The 20110-nt window shown below is 43.3% G+C and carries 18 protein-coding genes; 13 read left to right on the forward strand and 5 right to left on the reverse strand.

The features are described 5' to 3' along the window. Positions 1 to 113 precede the first annotated feature (113 nt). The 5 genes from FKN05_RS00760 to FKN05_RS00780 all read right to left on the reverse strand — a co-directional run bounded on the left by FKN05_RS00760 (position 114) and on the right by FKN05_RS00780 (position 6208). Entirely contained in the window at positions 114 to 1112 is a 999-nt protein-coding gene (locus FKN05_RS00760; RefSeq protein ID WP_170886594.1) for a substrate-binding domain-containing protein, read from the reverse strand. A 71-nt stretch (positions 1113 to 1183) separates the two neighbouring features. Then, entirely contained in the window at positions 1184 to 1900 is a 717-nt protein-coding gene (locus FKN05_RS00765; RefSeq protein WP_161426976.1) for an exonuclease domain-containing protein, read from the reverse strand. Positions 1901 to 1904: 4 nt separating this feature from the next. Beyond that, the gene (locus tag FKN05_RS00770; protein ID WP_099611535.1) at positions 1905 to 3764 is read right to left on the reverse strand and encodes a DUF294 nucleotidyltransferase-like domain-containing protein; all 1860 of its coding nucleotides are present in this window, start codon (positions 3762 to 3764) and stop codon (positions 1905 to 1907) included. Positions 3765 to 3831: 67 nt separating this feature from the next. After that, on the reverse strand, positions 3832 to 5466 hold the full coding sequence (locus tag FKN05_RS00775; RefSeq protein ID WP_249339258.1) for a sodium/sugar symporter: 1635 nt from the start codon (positions 5464 to 5466) through the stop codon (positions 3832 to 3834). 409 nt (positions 5467 to 5875) lie between these two features. Next, positions 5876 to 6208, reverse strand: coding sequence for a DUF2956 domain-containing protein (locus tag FKN05_RS00780; protein WP_170886596.1), 333 nt, complete (start codon positions 6206 to 6208; stop codon positions 5876 to 5878). 171 nt (positions 6209 to 6379) lie between these two features. Between FKN05_RS00780 and FKN05_RS00785 the strand changes: the two genes are divergently transcribed. The 13 genes from FKN05_RS00785 to fliE all read left to right on the forward strand — a co-directional run bounded on the left by FKN05_RS00785 (position 6380) and on the right by fliE (position 20107). Then, positions 6380 to 6880 (forward strand): DUF2919 domain-containing protein, encoded by a 501-nt coding sequence (locus FKN05_RS00785; RefSeq protein WP_170887217.1) that lies wholly within the window; start codon positions 6380 to 6382, stop codon positions 6878 to 6880. 65 nt (positions 6881 to 6945) lie between these two features. Next, positions 6946 to 7848, forward strand: coding sequence for a Dyp-type peroxidase (locus tag FKN05_RS00790; protein WP_099611532.1), 903 nt, complete (start codon positions 6946 to 6948; stop codon positions 7846 to 7848). A 121-nt stretch (positions 7849 to 7969) separates the two neighbouring features. Beyond that, complete coding sequence (locus FKN05_RS00795; RefSeq protein WP_161426975.1) at positions 7970 to 9106, forward strand: flagellin; 1137 nt, start codon at positions 7970 to 7972, stop codon at positions 9104 to 9106. 238 nt (positions 9107 to 9344) lie between these two features. Then, positions 9345 to 10478, forward strand: coding sequence for a flagellin (locus FKN05_RS00800; protein WP_099611530.1), 1134 nt, complete (start codon positions 9345 to 9347; stop codon positions 10476 to 10478). Between the two features lie 563 nt (positions 10479 to 11041). Further along, on the forward strand, positions 11042 to 12175 hold the full coding sequence (locus tag FKN05_RS00805; RefSeq protein ID WP_099611529.1) for a flagellin: 1134 nt from the start codon (positions 11042 to 11044) through the stop codon (positions 12173 to 12175). Positions 12176 to 12250: 75 nt separating this feature from the next. Continuing rightward, positions 12251 to 12709 carry a flagellar protein FlaG gene (gene flaG / locus FKN05_RS00810; RefSeq protein ID WP_099611528.1) on the forward strand — a complete coding sequence of 153 codons (459 nt, stop codon included), beginning with the start codon at positions 12251 to 12253 and terminating at the stop codon, positions 12707 to 12709. Positions 12710 to 12730: 21 nt separating this feature from the next. Next, complete coding sequence (fliD, locus tag FKN05_RS00815; RefSeq protein ID WP_170886597.1) at positions 12731 to 14689, forward strand: flagellar filament capping protein FliD; 1959 nt, start codon at positions 12731 to 12733, stop codon at positions 14687 to 14689. Position 14690: 1 nt separating this feature from the next. After that, positions 14691 to 14996, forward strand: coding sequence for a flagellar protein FliT (locus FKN05_RS00820; protein ID WP_161426973.1), 306 nt, complete (start codon positions 14691 to 14693; stop codon positions 14994 to 14996). A 10-nt stretch (positions 14997 to 15006) separates the two neighbouring features. Then, positions 15007 to 15417, forward strand: coding sequence for a flagellar export chaperone FliS (gene fliS / locus FKN05_RS00825; RefSeq protein ID WP_161430789.1), 411 nt, complete (start codon positions 15007 to 15009; stop codon positions 15415 to 15417). 228 nt (positions 15418 to 15645) lie between these two features. Beyond that, on the forward strand, positions 15646 to 17118 hold the full coding sequence (locus tag FKN05_RS00830) for a sigma-54 dependent transcriptional regulator (RefSeq protein ID WP_099611525.1): 1473 nt from the start codon (positions 15646 to 15648) through the stop codon (positions 17116 to 17118). Between the two features lie 129 nt (positions 17119 to 17247). Beyond that, a complete protein-coding gene (locus FKN05_RS00835; protein WP_425445506.1) occupies positions 17248 to 18288 on the forward strand; it encodes a sensor histidine kinase in 1041 nt (346 codons plus the stop codon). 2 nt (positions 18289 to 18290) lie between these two features. Next, positions 18291 to 19703 (forward strand): sigma-54-dependent transcriptional regulator, encoded by a 1413-nt coding sequence (locus FKN05_RS00840; RefSeq protein ID WP_161427671.1) that lies wholly within the window; start codon positions 18291 to 18293, stop codon positions 19701 to 19703. Between the two features lie 92 nt (positions 19704 to 19795). Further along, positions 19796 to 20107 (forward strand): flagellar hook-basal body complex protein FliE, encoded by a 312-nt coding sequence (fliE, locus tag FKN05_RS00845; RefSeq protein ID WP_099611523.1) that lies wholly within the window; start codon positions 19796 to 19798, stop codon positions 20105 to 20107. Positions 20108 to 20110 lie beyond the last annotated feature (3 nt).

Raw genomic sequence — 20110 nt, forward strand, 5'->3', positions numbered from 1 at the left:
ACCGAACGAAGCCTTGAGCTAGAATCCATATCGTCTCGACAAGTGCTCAAAGAAAAAGCCCGCTCAATAATCCGAGCGGGTTTTGGAGTGTTCGATAGGTGAATTATCGATAATCAACGACGTTCAACCGAGTTTCTACGCACTAGCGTTGGAGTAAATATCGCCGTTTCTTCTTCAATCACTTCATCACGTGATAGTGCCAAGGCTAAACGAGCAGCGCGTTCCGCCATCATCTCGATTGGGTAGCGAATGGTCGTTAGGCTTGGGTGAACAAAACGAGCAATTAAGCCATCATCAAAGCCAACAATAGAGATTTGATTCGGAACCTCAATGCTATTTTGCTCTAATGTCGCTAATGCCCCTGCTGCCATGTGATCGTTATAGGCCACCACTCCAGTTATCTCTAATGACTTGGTTAGCAGGTTGGTCATGGCGATTTCGCCGCCATCACTATTGGGATCGCCGTACTCGATATAACTTTTGGGAAGCTCAATACCATAGGCTGTTAGCGCGGCTTGATAACCTTGCAGACGTTCGTCAGTATCTTCGATATTGTGGGAAGAGGCGATACAGGCGATTTTACAATGCCCGTGACGAATCAAATATTCCGTCGCGAGGAATGCCCCTTTGCGGTTATCAAGTGAAATACAGCGTTCGGCAAGCTCTGGGATATGACGATTAATCAATACCATCCCTTTGACCTCTTCAGCGTAACGAATCAACTCGTCATCAGATAGGCCTTTAGCGTGAATAACGAGCGCATCACAACGATTGTTGATCAATAACTCTAAGGCTTGCCGTTCATCATGTGAGTTATGGTAGCCGTTACCGATCAACAGGTGCTTGCCATTTTCTCGGGCAATGGTATCAACGGCTTTGATTAAAGTACCAAAAAAAGGATCAGAAACATCAGAGACTAAAACCCCCATGGTATTGGTGCTTTGACTCACTAGAGCACGTGCGGCGGCATTAGGTCGATAACCGAGCGCTTTCATCGCTTGCGTAACGGCCTGGATTGACGATTGACTTGCTTTCGGGGATTTATTAACCACGCGTGAAACCGTAGCAACGGATACGCCAGCCGCTTTTGCGACATCTTTAATTGTAGCCATGGGTCATGAGCCTTTATTTTAATCGTGATGAGCACACTCACCTGACTGGTTGGTGAGTCGACCAAGTTAGTCTAAAGAGAGGCTCTCATTAGCGTCTCTAAAGGAATGTATTCTTTAGCAAATAGCCGTTTCAACTGGGCAAGATAAAGCTCAGCAGTGGCGATTGCATCGGAGAGTGCATGGTGTGCCTGATAATCAGGCAAGTGGTAGCATTTACGAAGATGACTTAAGCGCCAATCTTGCTTTACTCGCGCATGGGAGCACCAAGAGTATCGATGGTATGTTTGTTCGATTTTTAGTGTGTCTAACCAAATTAAGGGCAGACTAGGCCAACCTTGCTGTTGGATATAATGAGCGAGAAACTGACGTTCGATAACACTACCATGAGCTAATAACACTTTTCCGGCTAATTGTTGGAATAATATATCAATTCCTTGCTTAAGTGGTATCCCTTGTTGTTGCATTTCCGGCAGTATATGGTGAATAACCGCTTGTTGATGATTTTTTTGTGATAACGGTTTCACTAAAAAATGTTGAGCGCCGGATAATTGAATCACATTTTGTGTAATCGGCACCCAGCCGATGCTGATGATTTGATCTTGTTTAGGATTTAATCCTGTCGTTTCAAAATCTAAGGCGATTAAGGTTTGTTGACGTACATCATCATCAGGTAAAGGAAGCGGTGACGTCAGCAATTGATCTATTGCTGGGGGAAAATTGACGCATTGTTTAATGGTTTGCAGGCGTTGCTTGGCCAGACATTTTAATGGTGAGGATGAAAATAGCATGGTTTTATTGACCGAATTTCATACGCATCGCCTCTTGAAGGCCTGAAATAATACGAAAAGCATCTTTAAGATGTTGCCTTTCGAAACTTCCAAACTGGCTAGGGAGAAGTTTGTTATTGATTTCTTGCCCGTTTTGTAACGCTTTTACCTGATGTTGGTGACGTAAATGGGTTAAATACTGATAAATACCTAAGCAGTCTTGATAGGTACTATCACTGAGCTGTGACTTTTGATGGGCAAACGCTAATCTCGTTTCAGTATCTAACATATGACCTCCCTCATTGAGGGCATAAATCCTTGCCATATCCACTAAGCAATTGATCGCCGAATGTTTGATATCAAGAGTTTTCTCACCGCTGTTGCCATCTTTTTTTAACACCAGATTGTTGAAAATCCCTAATGGTGGGCGTGTTTTTAGCGCATTACAGACTAAGGCGGCCATCAATTTACTATTGTGGGTAATTCGTGCATGTCGATACGTGTCGAGTTGATCAAATAGTGATTTATCACCTGCTATATATCGAATTTCAATAAACACATTAAGCTTGAGCAATTGATCATATTCTGGTGTTCTGGCCCACTTTCGATAGTATTCCTGCCAGACTTTTAGTGGCTGGCACCACTGACGAGTGACGGCCATAAAACGCCCTGTACAAAGTGAGTATCCACATTCGGCTAAACCTTTGCACATATACATGGCGAGATGGCTAAAATAAATTCGGTCTTTATCTGTCACACAATCGTCTAAAATAAGCGCATTATCTTGGTCTGAGCTGAGATGAATTTCATTGCGAGCATGTGAACCCGCTACAATCCAAGCATAGGCACAGGGGGCTGAGCCTAAATGTGTTTCGGCTAATTTTAATAGTTGACAAGTAAAAGCATCATATATCATTGCCATCATTTGCCCCACAATACTTGCTGAAGCCTGATTTTCAACCAGCGCTTCAAAGATAGCATCGCGTTCATGGGACAGAGCAATCAGTGACTGAACGGAGTCAACGTGAGTGATTTTTTCAGTTAGGAAAATCGCTTGAATACTGTGTTTTTGGATTAATTGCTGCGGTGTGATGATGCCCATAATTTGTTGGCTGGCATCAATCACTGGAATGTTTTGAATGTGGTATTGCATCATTAATTCAGTAGCTTTGAGAACCAGATCGCCATCATGAACGGTATGTAAGTCGGTCGTCATGATGCTGGATATAGGGCGCTGAATATCCCACCCTTGTGCGACGACTCGTTTCGTCATGTCTTTATCTGTGACCAAGCCGATCAATTTTTTGTTATCAACGATGGCAGCACATGGGCTGCGTAGTTCATTGTGCATACGATATGCGACTTGTTGGATTGTTGTTTCAGGGGCGACGATAAGGATATTTCGATTAAGTACATCACAGACGCGGAGTAAGAAAATATCTTTAGCTTGAGTGGATAACGTTGTCTTTGGTGTATGAGAAAGTCGAGTGGGGATATTGGGCGAGAATTGAGCTACAACGTCAGGATAGGCAGAGACAAGAGTAAACAAAGTGTCATAATTGATGCGATAAAGCAGTGTATTTTCAATCGCGATCACATGATAAAGCGCTTGGGCGTCCGTTTGCCAACTAAAGCCAAATATATCGTACTCTCCTAACCTTGAACGCAGGGTATGATCTAAGTACCGTTGTTCAATTACACCAGCTCGAATGAGGTAAATAAAGTGCTGTTCTGAATTTGGTGTTGCTTCGAGGTATTCATCTTGACCAAGGTAGAGTATGTCGACGGATTTTGCTATTTGATTAAGAATATCAGGTTTGAGTTGTTCAAAAGGTGTAATGGACTGTAAGAATGACACGATATTAGGGAGTAATTCTTGGTGCATATTTCACTCACTTTGATGGGATAAAGCCCCTTGGTGAAGCGGGGCTTTATAGTCTGGCCGAGGAAGCTTACCAAAAAATGGTATAAAGAACGGCAAGTATAATGGTAATCGCGTAGGCGGCGATATTAAATCCTTTCGTGGTGACAAACATTGATGATGTCAGGGTAATTCCTTTCGGGTCGTCGTCATTTACCGATGTGCTCAAGCTGGTAAAGGCAATCACCACTATCGTAAAGAGTAAGGTGTATAGCATCTGATCCATAAATGGCATATTGATTGGCATAAATTTAAGGAACAGAGCAAATGGAATAGAAAGAACAACGCCAGTGATAGCTCCTTTACTGGTGGTTTTTTTCCAGAATAGACCCAGTAAGAATACGGCTAGAATGCCTGGGCTAACTAGGCCAGTATATTCCTGAATGTATTGGAATGCTTGACCAATACCACCGAGCATTGGCGCGATTAAGCAAGCAATAAACAAGGCGACAATAGCCGTGATACGCCCCACATTTACCAGTTTATGATCGCCCGTTTGTGGCGCAATATATGCTTTGTAAATGTCCATCGTAAAGATGGTTGCTGTTGAGTTAAGCATGGAAGCGAGAGAGGAAACAATCGCTGCTGCAAGTGCCGCAAAGACCACGCCTTTTAAACCAACAGGCAAGAACTGTGTTAACCAAGGATAGGCTTTATCCGCGTGTGCTGCGGTAGGAATATTATGCATCGCAAGTTCACCCATATTAGCCATTAATTCTGGCGAATTGGTGATGACATAAGCGGCAATACCAGGAATCACAACTAAAAATGGAACAATCAATTTTAGAAAAGCAGCAAATAAAATCCCTTTTTGTGCTTCTTGAATTGATTTTGCTGCCAAAGTGCGTTGAATGATGTATTGGTTAAATCCCCAGTAGTATAGGTTTGCAACCCATAACCCACCGATAAGTACCGCGATGCCTGGTAAGTTCATATATTGAGGGTTACTTTGATCGAGAATCATCTCAAAGTGGTTTGGTGCTGCATCTACCATTTGTGATAATCCACTAAACCAACCTTCGTTTCCACCGATAAAGCCGACGGCCATATATGTGGTAAGTAGGCCACCTAACACAAGGAAGAATACCTGAATAACATCTGTCCACACGACGGCTGACAAACCACCATAAATCGAATAGACCAGTGCAAAGAGTGCAAGTCCTGCAATCGAATACATCAATGGAATACCGAGGATGGTTTCTAAAGCTAAGCCACCGAGATAAAGGACAGAAGTCAGATTAACGAATACATAAAGAGCGATCCAAAAGACGGCTAAAATGGTTTTAAGGTTTTTATTGAAACGTTTCTCGACAAACTCAGGAATGGTATAGATGCCTTTATCAATAAAAATGGGTAAGAAATATTTACCCACGATAATTAAAGTAATGGCTGCCATCCACTCATAAGAGGCAATCGCAAGGCCGATAGAGAAGCCCGAACCTGACATCCCAATAAACTGCTCGGCAGAAATGTTCGCAGCAATCAACGAGGCTCCGACTGCCCACCAAGGAAGAGATTTTCCAGCTAAGAAATAATCTTCAGTACTTTTTTCTATCCCTTTTTTATCGCGGGATACCCAAAGGCCGACACCGATGATGATAGCAACATAGATTGCAAACACCATAATGTCGATAAAACTCAAACCATTTTGTATGTGGGACATCATTTTGTTCCTAATGCTAAGTATATTTTACGCAAGATTGTAAACGTTTCCATTTTTACTGGATGATGTTGGGATCACATTTTAGCCAATTAGTGGCCATTTGATTTTTAATTTTTTATTTATCAGTTAGTTATTTTTTATTTGCTTTTTTTTTGCGTTTGGTTTTTTTTGGTATCGTTTCCAATTTTTGCCTGTTATTAATCAAGTTGATTAAGCGTCGTGAAGCTGGAACAAGCGGCGAGTAGAAATAACCGAGCGAATTTATGATCATAAATTCGCTCGTTAGTTAGATTGGATGGTCAGCATAGCATCGCTAAGGTCAACAGACCTTAGTAGGGGGCGACAAAAGTGAATGTCGCCGTGGCATGGTGTGATGATTCTGCGCTTAACACCTTAATGCAGAAATAATAGATTAATACAGAAATAATAGAAATCCGGCCCAGCTAATGATGAGTAAGATCCAAGGTAATATCATTCGTTTAGAGAAAGATGGAGATGAGGTCGCTGCGAATACAGGTACATGGTTATCATTTGGTTTTGCTGGCTCTTTCAATAATTTTTTACGTGCTTTATCTGCTTGTCGGCTTTTCTCTTTTTGCTGCTTCTTATATAACGCAATGCCTTTTTCTATGCCTTGTGCAATCAGTTTAGTTTGTTCTTTGGTTTGACCTGGTTTTTGCGTAGCTTTGGCGATTGACATCGCTTCTTGTTGCGTTTGTGGAGAGGGGATGGTGGTTTTTTTCATGGATAATCCTTCTATTTTCCCAGTAGATTAGCATGTTGTGACTCTTTTTCTCAAACGACAAGGCATTCAATTATTCAGCAAGCAACAGAGAATACCCCTCTCGTGGGAGTAGGTTATTTCTAATGATTACGTTAAAGTATTGACAGTGATTTTATCCATCGACCCAATATGATGCGTTATTCTTTTGAACATTATGATACACATGGTTACTTGAAGGCTTCTCTGTGGCTTTGGCTAGGGTGGCTATTTTTAGCTCGAGCTTGGGTGGTGTTAGTCGTGGCTGGCGTGAGTCGTGAACATGGCCCTACGATTCTTAGCCTTATCTACCCAGATACACAAATGCTCTACGTAGGGTTAGTGGCTGGGCTACCGAGCATGATCCTGATGTGGCTGATTCATTTAAGGCACATTAAACGTTGGTATGTTTGGCTTTGGGTTGCTTGGGGCCGAACGTTAACTTTGTTAACGCTAGTCATTCAAGGGGGACAAACACTCTACCATATTTATCTGCAACACGGCGTTTTTCAGTGGGCTAACGCTTTGACATTATTAATTTTATTATGGTTTTTCTTGTATTTTGCTCGTAGTCAGCGAGTAAAAGACTGCTTTGATGCTTTCTCATCTTCTGCGCATTTACCAGGAGAGGGATGCAGGGTTGCAGAGAAGCCATGATCGGCATCAAAACCATAGATTATCTTTCGATTACACTGTGTAAAAAAGCAAAGTGAGGATGCCTTATGTCAATGCCACAGTCAGCCATTTTACCAGATGCAGAGCCGTTTGCTCTGTACAGCATTTTGAAGATTAAACAACACCATGCAAAGGTACTGGAACAATTACAAGCACTTCCCGCATTAGTGGAGGAGATTAATCGTACACAACCAGGGGCGGAACTGACGTTATCTCTGGCCTTTAGCAAGCCATTCTGGCAGCGTGTAAATGCTCCAATGCCTGAAGAGTTAATCGATTTTCCTGTGCTTGGTGAAGGAGAAATACAAGCGCCAAGTACCGATGTAGACGTGCTCATCCACTGCCATTCCAAACGGCATGATCTGCTGTTTTATGTCATGCGTAAATGTTTAAGCCATGTGGCTGATGCGGTTGATGTGGTCGACGAAACTTATGGCTTCCGTTATCTCGATGCCCGAGATATGACCGGTTTTATCGATGGGACAGAGAATCCAACAGATGAACAGCGTCGAGAGGTGGCGATTATTCCTGAAGGTGAATTTGCAGGTGGTAGCTATGTGATGGTGCAACGCTTTGTGCATAATTTACCTGCTTGGGACAGGTTGAACGTGTCGGCACAGGAAAAAGTGATTGGCCGAACCAAGCCAGACTCCGTTGAACTCGAACAGGTACCCGCAGCCTCGCATGTTGGGCGCGTGGATATTAAAGAAGAAGGTAGGGGGCTGAAAATTGTTCGCCATAGCCTCCCCTATGGGACGGCCAGTGGTGAACACGGCTTATTATTCATTGCTTACTGCCAAACACTGCATAATTTTAAGGTAATGCTGGAAAGCATGTATGGTGTTACCGATGGTAAAACGGATCAGTTATTACGCTTTACTCATGCCGTCACAGGGGCGTATTTCTTTGCGCCATCACAAGAGATGCTAGCGGCATTAACGATTCAGTAGGTTCCGTATTTTCCCTTCTTTCTGCCGGGCTTTCGTCCGGCATTTTATTTCAAGTTTTTTCATGAGTGGTCGATAACGGAGTTACGTCAAAGTAACCGTTAAGTGGGAGTGATCATACCGAATGTCAATGACGGTGAATACCAATGTTTCTGCGTTAATGACTCAGCGTCATCTCAATAACGCTACGGAAAGGCTAAACCAATCGTTAGAACGTTTATCTTCAGGTTTTCGAATTAATCGAGCTAAAGATGATGCGGCAGGGTTACAAATTACTAACCGTCTGGCGACGCAAATGCGCGGATTGGATGTTGCGGTGCGTAATGCGAATGATGGTATCTCTATCATGCAGACCGCTGAAGGTGCTATGCAAGAAACCACATCCTTGTTGCAGCGAATGCGAGACTTGTCGCTGCAATCGGCGAATGGTTCAAATAGCCATGCTGAACGGCAAGCTCTGCAAGAAGAGATGACCGCTTTGGATGATGAAATTAATCGCATTGCAGAAACGACCTCTTTTGCCGGAAGACGGTTACTTAATGGTTCATTTGGTCAGTCATCTTTTCAAATTGGCGCGGCATCTGGTGAGGCGGTTTCGCTTTCTTTAAAAAATATGCGTTCAGATACGTTGGATATGGGAGGCTTTAGCTATCTCTCAGCCCGATCAGTTAATGCTCAATGGGTAGTGAGCCAAGCACGTCGAGATTTGACGATCGACTATCTTGATGCCTCAGGTAATAACCAGCAAATAACCGTACAAGCCAAGGCGGGAGATAATATTGAACAGCTTGCCACTTATATTAATGGGCAAACTGAATCTCTTTCGGCTTCGGTCAATGAGCAAGGACAATTGCAACTTTATATGCCAGGGCAAGAAACGGCGGGTACGTTATCATTCAGTGGAGGCTTGGCAGATGAACTACAACTTGGGCTTGATGGTTATGATTCTGTGCATGATCTCGACATTACCTCGGTGGGCGGAGCTCAGAAAGCGGTGTCAGTGTTAGATACCGCGCTACAGTATGTCGATAGTCATAGAGCCGAACTGGGTGCTCTGCAAAATCGCTTTAGTCATGCGATAAATAACCTAGAGAATACACATGAAAATCTAGCGGATTCTCATCGTCGAATTAAAGACACCGATTATGCAAAAGAAACCACCCAGATGCTCAAGCAGCAGATCCTTCAACAAGTCAGTGCGTCTATTCTTGCGCAGGCTAAAAAGCAACCCAATTTAGCTTTAACCTTACTCAATGGATAAATCAAACGGCAATTATCGGCATTAAGCGACAAATCTTGAGTCGAACATATGAGTTTTATTTAAATTTTTCATCGCGTTATCCATTGTTATCATGCAGATGCTTTTTTTTAAAAAAAAGACATTTTTTCCTAAAGCTTTTTTCTCCCACGCCGCTAAGAGAATAACTTTGAGAGAACTACCTTGGTTTTACGAGACGTCGAAAACCGGAAATATCGGAAAATCAATTGGAGAAACCACCATGGCAGTGAATGTAAATACCAACGTATCAGCGATGACCGCACAACGTTACCTAAATAGTGCCAATAGTGCGCAGCAAACGTCAATGGAGCGTCTATCGTCCGGTTTTAAAATTAATAGCGCTAAAGACGATGCAGCAGGCCTGCAAATTTCTAACCGTTTGAATGTACAAAGCCGTGGTTTAGATGTTGCGGTGCGTAACGCGAATGATGGTATCTCAATGGCGCAAACCGCCGAAGGTGCGATGAATGAAACCACCAACATCCTACAACGGATGCGTGATCTATCGCTACAATCGGCCAACGGCTCTAACTCAAAATCTGAGCGTGTTGCGATTCAAGAAGAAGTCGGCGCACTTAATAAAGAGTTGAACCGTATTGCTGAAACGACCTCATTTGCCGGTAACCGACTACTGAATGGCACGTTCCAAACTAAAGCATTCCAAATCGGCTCGCAAAGTGGTGAAGCTGTGATGCTCACCATGAAAGATATGCGTAGCGATAATGAAATGATGGGCGGTAAGAGCTACGTCGCGCAAGACAGAGCTGGCGGTGAAAGCTGGAAAGACTGGCGTGCGGCCGCTGGCGATCAATTAACCATCACGATTAACGGTGCAGCCGACCCGATCACCATTGACGCAAAAGCGGGTGATGATATTGAAGAACTTGCTACTTACATCAATGGTCAAACGGATGCGGTACAAGCTTCTGTTAATGAAGAGGGTAAGCTACAAATTTTTGCCAGCAATAAAGATGGCGTAGAAACGGTCGCCTTCGGTGGCGGTTTAGCAACCGATTTGGGGATGTCTGGCCCATCAGATGTCACAGTCAATGACATTGATGTAACCACGGTGGGTGGTGCGCAAGAAGCGGTGGCGATTGTCGATGCAGCGCTGAAATATGTTGACAGTCACCGTGCAGAACTGGGGGCATTCCAAAATCGTTTCGGACACGCCATTAGTAACCTTGACAACATTAATGAAAATGTCAATGCATCGAAGAGCCGGATTAAAGATACCGACTTTGCGAAAGAAACGACCGCCTTGACCAAAGCGCAAATTCTTGGACAAGCCTCCAGCTCAGTCCTTGCGCAAGCGAAACAAGCACCTAATGCGGCTTTAAGCCTATTAGGTTAATGAAAAGAAAGAAATAACACAAAAATCCAGCTTCGGCTGGATTTTTTTATACCTAGGGTCTATTGACCTTTCGCGATTAAATTTTGTTCGAGATAAAAGCGTTTTAATCGCGGCGGCGGTTTTTCGCCTAGTTACTCTATGCAAAACACCGCTCAACAAAGAGTCAAACACTTTTAGCCGAACCCTTCGGGCAGCATTTGTGGATCCTTTCTGCGGCGTTATCGGCTTCTCAGGTAGAGCCACTACATTTCAAAGCCTCTGTCTTGTATAAAGAAACCACAAACTGCTGTAAAAATTAGCTCGAAAGGTCAACAGATCCTAATATTCGATCTTCAATTCGTCGTTGATCATGAATTCATTGATCAAATTCAGGTCATACACCATATTTGATATGTTGATTCTGATCACGCTTTTGTGTTTTAGAGAAAAAAACAAAAAAATAAGGCATTTTTTGCTAAAGGATATCTAATCTAGGCCGTTAAAGGATACGAGAGAAATGAGGTGTTTGGACGAGAGGTGAGAGACTCGGAAGAACACTAACAATCGCCTAAGGAGATCATACTATGGCAATTAACGTAAACACTAACGTTTCGGCGATGACCGCACAACGTTACCTCAATAATGGGGCGGCGGGTGTGCAAAAATCAATGGAACGCCTGTCATCCGGGTACAAAATAAACAGTGCGCGAGATGATGCAGCAGGCTTACAAATCTCCAACCGTTTAACATCGCAAAGTCGAGGTTTGGATGTCGCAGTACGAAATGCCAACGATGGTATTTCGATTGCACAGACTGCAGAAGGGGCGATGAATGAAAGTACCAATATCTTACAACGTATGCGAGATCTGGCCCTTCAATCATCAAATGGTTCTAACTCTCGTTCAGAGCGTCTCGCTATCCAAGAAGAAGTCGGCGCATTGAATGACGAGCTTAATCGTATTGCTGAAAGTACTTCTTTTGGTGGTAACCGATTGCTGAATGGTACCTTTGGTAGTAAATCTTTCCAAATTGGTGCTGATTCAGGCGAAGCGGTGACATTAACCATGGGCAGTTTGCGTTCTGATACCGCTGAAATGGGCGGAAAAGCTTATCGTGCGACCGCTGGACAGGCCGCTGACTGGTCTGTTTCAGCAGGCGCAACCGACCTTACCTTGAGTTATACTGATAAGCAAGGGGAAGCACAAAACGTTACTATTAACGCTAAAGTGGGTGATGATCTTGAAGAAGTCGCGACTTACATTAATGGTCAAAATGATGATATTCAAGCATCCGTTAGTGAAGACGGTAAACTACAGTTGTTTGCTTCGTCGCAGAAAGTCACGGGTGATGTCACCATTGGTGGTGATTTGGGGACTGAAATTGGCTTTGGTGCAGGGCAAGACGTAACGGTCAAAGATATTGATGTTACGACGGTGGCAGGCTCACAAGAAGCCATCGCCTTGCTTGATGGTGCTTTAAAATCGGTAGACAGCCAACGTGCACAATTGGGTGCGTTCCAGAACCGTTTTGGCCATGCAATTAGTAACTTAGATAACATTAACGAAAATGTGAATGCTTCTCGTAGTCGAATTAAAGATACCGATTACGCGAAAGAAACCACCGCGATGACTAAGTCACAAATATTGCAACAAGCCAGTACCTCTGTTTTGGCTCAAGCGAAGCAGTCACCATCTGCAGCTCTTAGCCTGTTGGGGTAATTTCAGGTTAAATGAGTAACATGGGTAACTAAATCAAGGTTGAGTTATCTATAAGAAGGTGGAAGGGAGATTGTTATGGAAGTTCCATCCTACACATCGAACATCCAGCCTTACGGCTCGCAAAGTGGCATTAAATTTGCTTCGGAAAACGAGAGCGTAAAAAGTGCTTCTTCAAAAAATGGTTATCGTTCGGTTCGAGAGTCTGAAAAGGCTCACGAACAAGTTTCAGAACAACTTAAACGCAGTCAACAACAAGCGTTAGAGACAGCCATAAAACAGACCCATGAGCGGGAACGTTTAAATGAAGAGCAACGAGTAAAAATCCTTGAACGAATGGATGAGTTTGTTAATTCGATCAATAAAGGATTGTCGTTCAGAGTCGATGAAGAATCCGGACGGGATGTGGTGACGATATATGAAGCCGCGACTGGCGATGTTATTCGTCAGATCCCAGAAGAAGAAATGCTTGAAGTTTTGCGACGTCTTTCTCGTGAGCAACACCCAAAATCGGGGTTGCTGGTGATCAAGGCGTAATCGTATTGTTGAGGTGATTGGATGAGTTTAGGCCCAATGGGAATGAACACTGGTTTTGATATCAATAATGTTGTCAGCACCATTGTCAATGCCGAGCGCGTGCCCAAGCAGCAGAGCATTGATAATAAGCGTAATGATATTGATACCAGTATTAGTGCCTATGGGCGACTTAGAGAGTCGCTGGATACGATGAAACATCTCATGGCGAATTTTCGTCAAGAGAAAGCGTTCGCTGTGCGAAAAGTTGACACATCGAACGATAACGTAATATCCGCAACAGCAAATACGGAAGCCATGGCGGGTAAATACGCTGTCGATGTGCTGCAGCTTGCCCAAAACCATAAAGTCGCCTCGGAAGTCATTCCAAGTGAGACTAAGTTTGGTCCGGGTAAGCTGCAAGTTTCTTTAGGTTCTAAAAGTTTTACCGTTGAAGTTACGAACAATGCTACGTTGAGTGATGTTGTTCGTGGCATTAATAATCAAAAAAACAATCCCGGTGTGCGTGCTTCGATTATTAATGACGTACAAGGGCCACGCCTGATTGTTGCTTCTAATCTTTCTGGCGAGAAAAATCGCCTTTCAATTCGCGCAGATGCTGAATCAAACAACGCACTAAAACGCTTAGAATATAAAACGCTCGAAGATCGTATTAAAGATTTAGAAGCCGCTCGCGCCCAAGCTCAGCAGTTACTTGCACCTTTAACGCCAGAACAACAAAAGGTAGCCGCCAAAGTAGCCGATAAACTTGGTGAGGCAGCGCGAGAGCTTGATGAACAAGTAAAAACTCAAACCGAACAGCTCGCCGATAAAGTGGCGGGGGAGGAAAGTTCAGAAATCAAAGTCGCTGAACAGGTTAACCGGTATCTAAAGCCAGAAGAGCGAATTCCTGGCTGGACAGAAACCGCTTCAGGCACCTTATTAGATTCTTATTCTGAACCCGAGCCTGAACTTGATGATAAAGCGTTAGCCAAAGCGCCTGATGTACCAGGATGGAGTAATACTGCTTCAGGAACATTAACCGACTCTTATGTCACGCCGAAAGAAGCGCAAGCCAAGCTTGATGCCAAACTAGCGCGTGAAAAAGCCGCTATTGATGAGGCGGTAAAAAGCGGCAAAATAACGCCGGAAGAGGCTAAAGCTGCGCAGCGTGCCAAACTTCCCGTTGAAGAGCGTGACGCCCTGGAAGCTATGGAAAATGTTCAACGTGAACTAAAATCAGCTCAGGATTCTTTTGATGCATATCAGGGCATGATTCAAGTCCAAGCTGGGCAAGATTCTCAAGTATTACTCGATGGTATTGCCACATTATCCAGTGATAATAATGTGATTGAGAATGCCATTGAAGGGGTCAACTTAACCTTGAAAGGAAAGACTGACCCGGGCCAAACCCCTACAGCAATTGATATCGAGTATGATCGTGATAGTGTTCGGCAGGACATTGAGCAATTTGTCGCTTCCTACAACCAGTTTTATCAGATAAGTAAAGAACTTTCTGGTGTTAACCCAAACACCGGTCAGGCAGGCCCGCTAGCGGGTGATAGTATTGTTCGTAGCGCAGATTCTCGTCTTAAAGCTGTATTTTCTTCTCCGATTGAACAAGCACCTGCCAATTTAAAAAGCCTGACAGAGTTTGGGATTACTACGACTCGTCAAGGGACGTTAGAAATCAACTATGCTATGCTTAACCGCCAGTTAAATACTAATTTTACTCAGCTTGGCGAGTTTTTTGGTGGTAACCAAGGCTTTGCTAAGCGAGTAGAAGATGCCATTCAAGGTTTGACGGGGGCAACTGGGTCTATCCGTAATCGAGAAAATAGTTTATCGGAACAAACACGTCGTTTGTCCAAAGATCAAGACGCGTTGGATCGCCGTATGGATGGCTTAGAAAAGCGAACCCATGCAAAGTTTTCAGCGATGCAAGACGCAACAGGGAAGATGCAGTCTCAACTTGCTAGCATGATGAATGCATTAGGTCAGTAATATGCAAACGACCCTTGAGCGATTATGTGATATCAATCGTCAAATCAAAAAAATATTGATGGCCGATGATATAAATACTGAAGAAATTATCTTGTTGGTCGATAAAAGAGAAACTGTGTTGGAAATACTGTTCAAGAATATGGCAGAAGATCCTTCATTTGCGCACTCTACTGAATGGCAGAGTGCTATTTTAGAGACACAACACCTTGTTGAACTGATGCAGCAAAAGACACAATCGATGGGGAATAACCTTAAAAAGTATCGATACGGTAATAAATCAGTTCAGCAATACAAAAAGTTTTTATAAGAGGAAGACTATGCGTGGTTCTTTACAGGCGTACAAAAAAGTATCAGTGGATAGCCAGCTAACGGCAGCCTCACCACATAAAATTGTACAGATGTTGATGGCGGGTGCGATTGAGCGTCTGATCCAAGGAAAGGCCGCCATGCAGCAAGGTAATATACCCGTTAAAGGTGAACGCTTAGGAAAAGCACTGGATATTATCATCAGTTTACGTAGTAGTTTATCGATGAAAGATGGCGGTGAAATCGCGCAAAACCTCGATATGCTTTATGAGTTTATGATCACTCAAATTTCTACGGCTAATCATAAAAACGACCCACAACCGATCGATGACGTTATTGATATTATCCGTGAAATAAAGTCGGCATGGGATCAAATCCCTGCGGAATATCACAATTTAACGGCTTCAGAGATTGGAATCTAAGATTTATCTTAATCTTTTAACCAATATCACACCTGATAATTGCTTGGTTGCCTTATTTTTTTAATTAAATAGAATAGAAGCCACTAACTAGCCAAGTGGCTTTTTTGTTGCTGAATTTCACACGTTGGTTATCCTTGCTTTGACTGTTTCATTTTGTATTGAGTCAAGTCCGTGATTTTCAAAGGTGTAAACACAACAATCTCAGAATTAAGGCAAATATTCTCACCTATGCAAGGTTTAGCAAAACTACTTGTCATTGAAGACGACGCTTTCGTTCGTCAAAGTTTCAGCACAATCCTAGAGTTCGTGGGGGAGCCGTGTGAAGTCATAGACTCCGCACACATTGATCGGATTGATTGGTCCGACGCTTGGGCTGGATGCATAGTGGGTTCGATTGACGCACCGTGTTTACCTGAATCGTTAAAAAACACCCTGTTTCATGCGAATCATATTCCGTTATTGGTGGCAAACCGACACTTTTTTTCTTTTGAATCTTTTCCTCAGTTTATTGGCGAATTGGAGTTCCCACTTAACTATCCACAGTTGAGCGATGCTTTGCGTCACTGCAAAGAGTTTTTGGGTCGTAAAGGTATTCAACTTCAATCGTCTACTGTCAGTAATACACTTTTTCGTAGTTTGGTTGGGCAAAGTCTTGGGATTCAAGAAGTTCGTCATTTGATTGAGCAAGTTGCCAGTACTGAAGCAAATGTACTTATTTTGGGCGAATCAGGAACAGGAAAAGAAGTGGTGGCTCGCAACATCCACTATCATTCAGCTCGGCGACGAGGGCCTTTTGTTCCGATAAATTGCGGTGCTATCCCTGCAGAATTGCTTGAGAGCGAGTTATTTGGCCATGAAAAAGGCGCATTTACCGGGGCAATAACCGCTCGTAAGGGGCGTTTTGAGTTGGCGGAAGGTGGGACTCTTTTTTTAGATGAAATAGGGGATATGCCTGCCAATATGCAGGTGAAACTTTTGCGGGTTTTACAAGAGCGCTGTTTCGAACGAGTGGGTGGAAACACAACGATTAAAGCGGATGTCAGAGTAGTGGCAGCAACCCACCGTGATCTGGATCATATGATCAGCGAGCAACGCTTTCGAGAAGATTTATATTATCGATTGAACGTATTCCCGATAGAAATGCCAGCACTGAAAGATCGCAAAGAAGATATTCCTTTGTTACTTCAAGAGTTAATGACGCGGATGGAGGTGGATGGAGCCTCCCCGATCTGTTTTACCCCACGAGCCATCAACTCTTTAATGGAGCATGATTGGCCTGGTAATGTTCGTGAATTGGCCAATCTTGTTGAGCGTATGGTGATTCTTTACCCCAATAGCTTGGTAGATGTTAATCACCTCCCCACCAAGTATCGATACAGTGACATTCCTGAATTTCAGCCAGAACCGAGTCGCTTTAACTCGGTTGAAGAGCAAGAAAGAGATGTTTTAGCTGATATTTTTTCAGAAAATTTCAGTTTTGAACAGGACGGCGAATTCTCAATCAGTGGCCATTTCGATACGCCACAATCGCTTCCGCCCGAAGGGATTAACTTAAAAGAGCTATTAGCTGATTTAGAAGTCAATTTAATCAATCAAGCGTTGGATGCTCAAGGTGGCATTGTTGCGCGAGCTGCTGATATGTTAGGTATGCGTCGAACCACATTGGTTGAGAAAATGCGGAAATACAATATGCAGCGATAGTCAACTTGAGTGAGTCAATTTATTGACTGGTGTGTAATTGTATGAAATAAAAGAAAAATAGCCTGGCTTGCATATTGCATGTTAGGCTATTGTTGTTTTTTAGGTCAAATATTAGTGATGGATAACTTCATGCAGAAGCAGCATTCGCATCTAGACTCTTTAGAAGATCAAGTTGAGCGCTATAAACAAGTGCTGGATGTTATGCCCGCCGGGGTTATTTTACTCGATACTCAAGGGGTTGTGCGTGAAGCCAACCCAGAAGCACAACGACTGTTGCAAATTCCCTTATTAGGTGAAAAATGGTATACGGTTATTCAGGTTGCTTTTGCGCCTCGTGAAGATGATGGGCATGAAATTTCTCTGCGTAATGGCCGTAAGGTTCGTTTGGCTATTTCAGCGTCGACAACTGGGCAATTGATTTTGATCACCGATCTAACCGAAACCCGTTTGTTACAATCGCGGGTGAGTGATTTGCAACGTTTGTCTTCTCTTGGTCGGATGGTCGCCTCTTTAGCCCATCAGGTTCGTACTCCATTGTCGAGTGCTATGCTATACGCCTCGAATTTATCGTCCCCTAATTTACCGAGCGCTACTCGAGAACGATTTCAACATAAATTACTTGATCGGCTGCATGACTTAGAAAAACAAGTTAATGATATGCTGTTATTTGCAAAAGGAGGGGATAATAAAGTTATTCAGCCCTTCTCTATTGCAGATTTAGTTGCTGAGTTTTCTCCCATGGTTGAAACGGCTTTGAAAAACAATCAGATAGATTACGATTTGCAAGTTGAGCAGGAAGAAACAAAGCTATTAGGTAACGCTAATGCGGTCGCTTCAGCTATCAGTAACTTGGTGATGAATGCAATTCAAATTGTCGGAAAGCAAGCCCAAATTGATGTTTTTTTTCGACCGGTGAATGGTGAGCTGAAAATTTCAGTACAAGATAATGGCCCAGGAGTACCTGAAGCATTGCAGCATAAAATAATGGAACCTTTTTTTACCACTCGTTCTCAAGGAACGGGGTTAGGGCTTGCTGTTGTACAAATGGTTTGTCGTGCTCATGATGGCCGATTAGAGTTGATGTCACAATCCGGTGAAGGTGCGTGTTTTACGATGTGTCTTCCGCTTGAACGTCAATCCCAACCATCTCAATCAGATAGTGGAGAATGATCATGGCTCAAAATAAAGTCTTAGTCGTTGAAGATGATGAGGGGCTACGCGAAGCGTTGGTCGATACACTCGCCTTAGCTGGGTATGAGTGGCTTGAAGCTGATTGCGCTGAAGATGCATTGATAAAATTGAAAAGTCATTCTGTTGACATTGTGGTATCCGATGTACAAATGGCGGGTATGGGTGGTTTGGCTTTGCTCAGAAATATCAAACAACATTGGCCTAATTTACCGGTTTTGTTAATGACGGCTTATGCCAATATTGAAGATGCGGTTGCGGCGATGAAAGAGGGGGCCATTGATTACATGGCAAAACCTTTTGCGCCAGAAGTATTGCTGAATATGGTTAGCCGTTATGCCCCCGTCAAGTCTGACGATAATGGGGACGCCGTGGTTGCGGATGAAAAAAGCCTTAAATTGTTGTCGTTAGCGGAAAAGGTAGCAAAAACGGATGCTAACGTGATGATTTTAGGCCCTAGTGGTTCAGGTAAAGAAGTGATGTCTCGTTATATTCACAATACCTCTCCCCGCAAAGATGGCCCTTTTGTTGCGATTAATTGTGCGGCTATCCCCGATAATATGCTTGAGGCAACATTATTTGGTTATGAAAAAGGCGCATTTACTGGTGCCGTCCAAGCGTGTCCTGGTAAGTTTGAGCAAGCACAAGGGGGAACTATTTTACTTGATGAAATCAGCGAAATGGATTTAAGTTTACAAGCAAAATTGTTGCGTGTTTTACAAGAGCGAGAAGTTGAGCGGTTGGGTAGTCGGAAAAGTATCAAATTAGATGTGCGAGTTCTTGCCACGAGTAACCGGGACTTAAAAGCTTATGTACAAGAGAATAAATTCAGGGAAGACTTATATTATCGGCTGAATGTGTTCCCAATTACTTGGCCGGCTCTCTGTGAACGAAAAAAAGATATTGCCCCTTTAGCGAGCCATCTTATTGAACGACATTGTAAAAAGCTCGGTTTACCTGTTCCTAATATTTCAACAACCGCTATCGCTAAATTGCAGAGTTATCCTTGGCCAGGTAATGTCCGTGAGTTAGATAATGTCATTCAGCGAGCTTTGATCTTAAGTGAGCAAGCGGATATTGAACAGCAGCATATTTTACTCGAAGGGTTGGATTGGCAAGATGCTTCTGGCTTACAAGCGCTGGTTGAACAAGAAGATGAAAGAGCTAATCCTACAATCAAACCAGTGGCAGAAAGCGCCTCGTTGGTAAAAAGTGATTGTAGCCCGATTGGATTAGGTGATGAGCTTCGAGATCAAGAGTTTTCCATTATTATGGAAACGCTGGTCGAGTGTAACGGACGACGTAAAGAAATGGCCGAGAAATTAGGTATTAGCCCGCGTACACTACGTTATAAATTAGCGAAGATGCGTGATGCGGGTATTGATATCCCAGGTTAAATATCCGTTTAGCTCAGATTCCAAGTGGCATATTAATTGCTGCTTTATTAAAGCAGGATGTTAGAGTCAAAGAATTGGCACTCGAGGTTACCATGAAATTAGATAGCTTACACAGTGAAATGCAGGCCATGATGGTCGAAGCGGGTAATGGTCGGCCTGCCGCAACTGGACAAAAAGTTGGCGCTGATTTTGGCAATATGCTAACTCAGGCTATCAATAATGTGAACGGATTACAAAAAGCCTCCGGTGATTTACAAACTCGCTTTGATCGAGGCGATGAAGGTATTTCTTTATCGGATGTGATGATCGCTCGTAATAAATCCAGTGTTGCCTTTGAAGCGACCATTCAAGTACGCAATAAACTAGTTGAAGCGTACAAAGAACTGATGAATATGCCAGTATAACCA

The sequence above is a fragment of the Vibrio sp. 1-1(7) genome (genome assembly GCF_013048485.1).
In the GTDB taxonomy this organism is placed as follows: Bacteria; Pseudomonadota; Gammaproteobacteria; order Enterobacterales; family Vibrionaceae; genus Vibrio; species Vibrio fujianensis.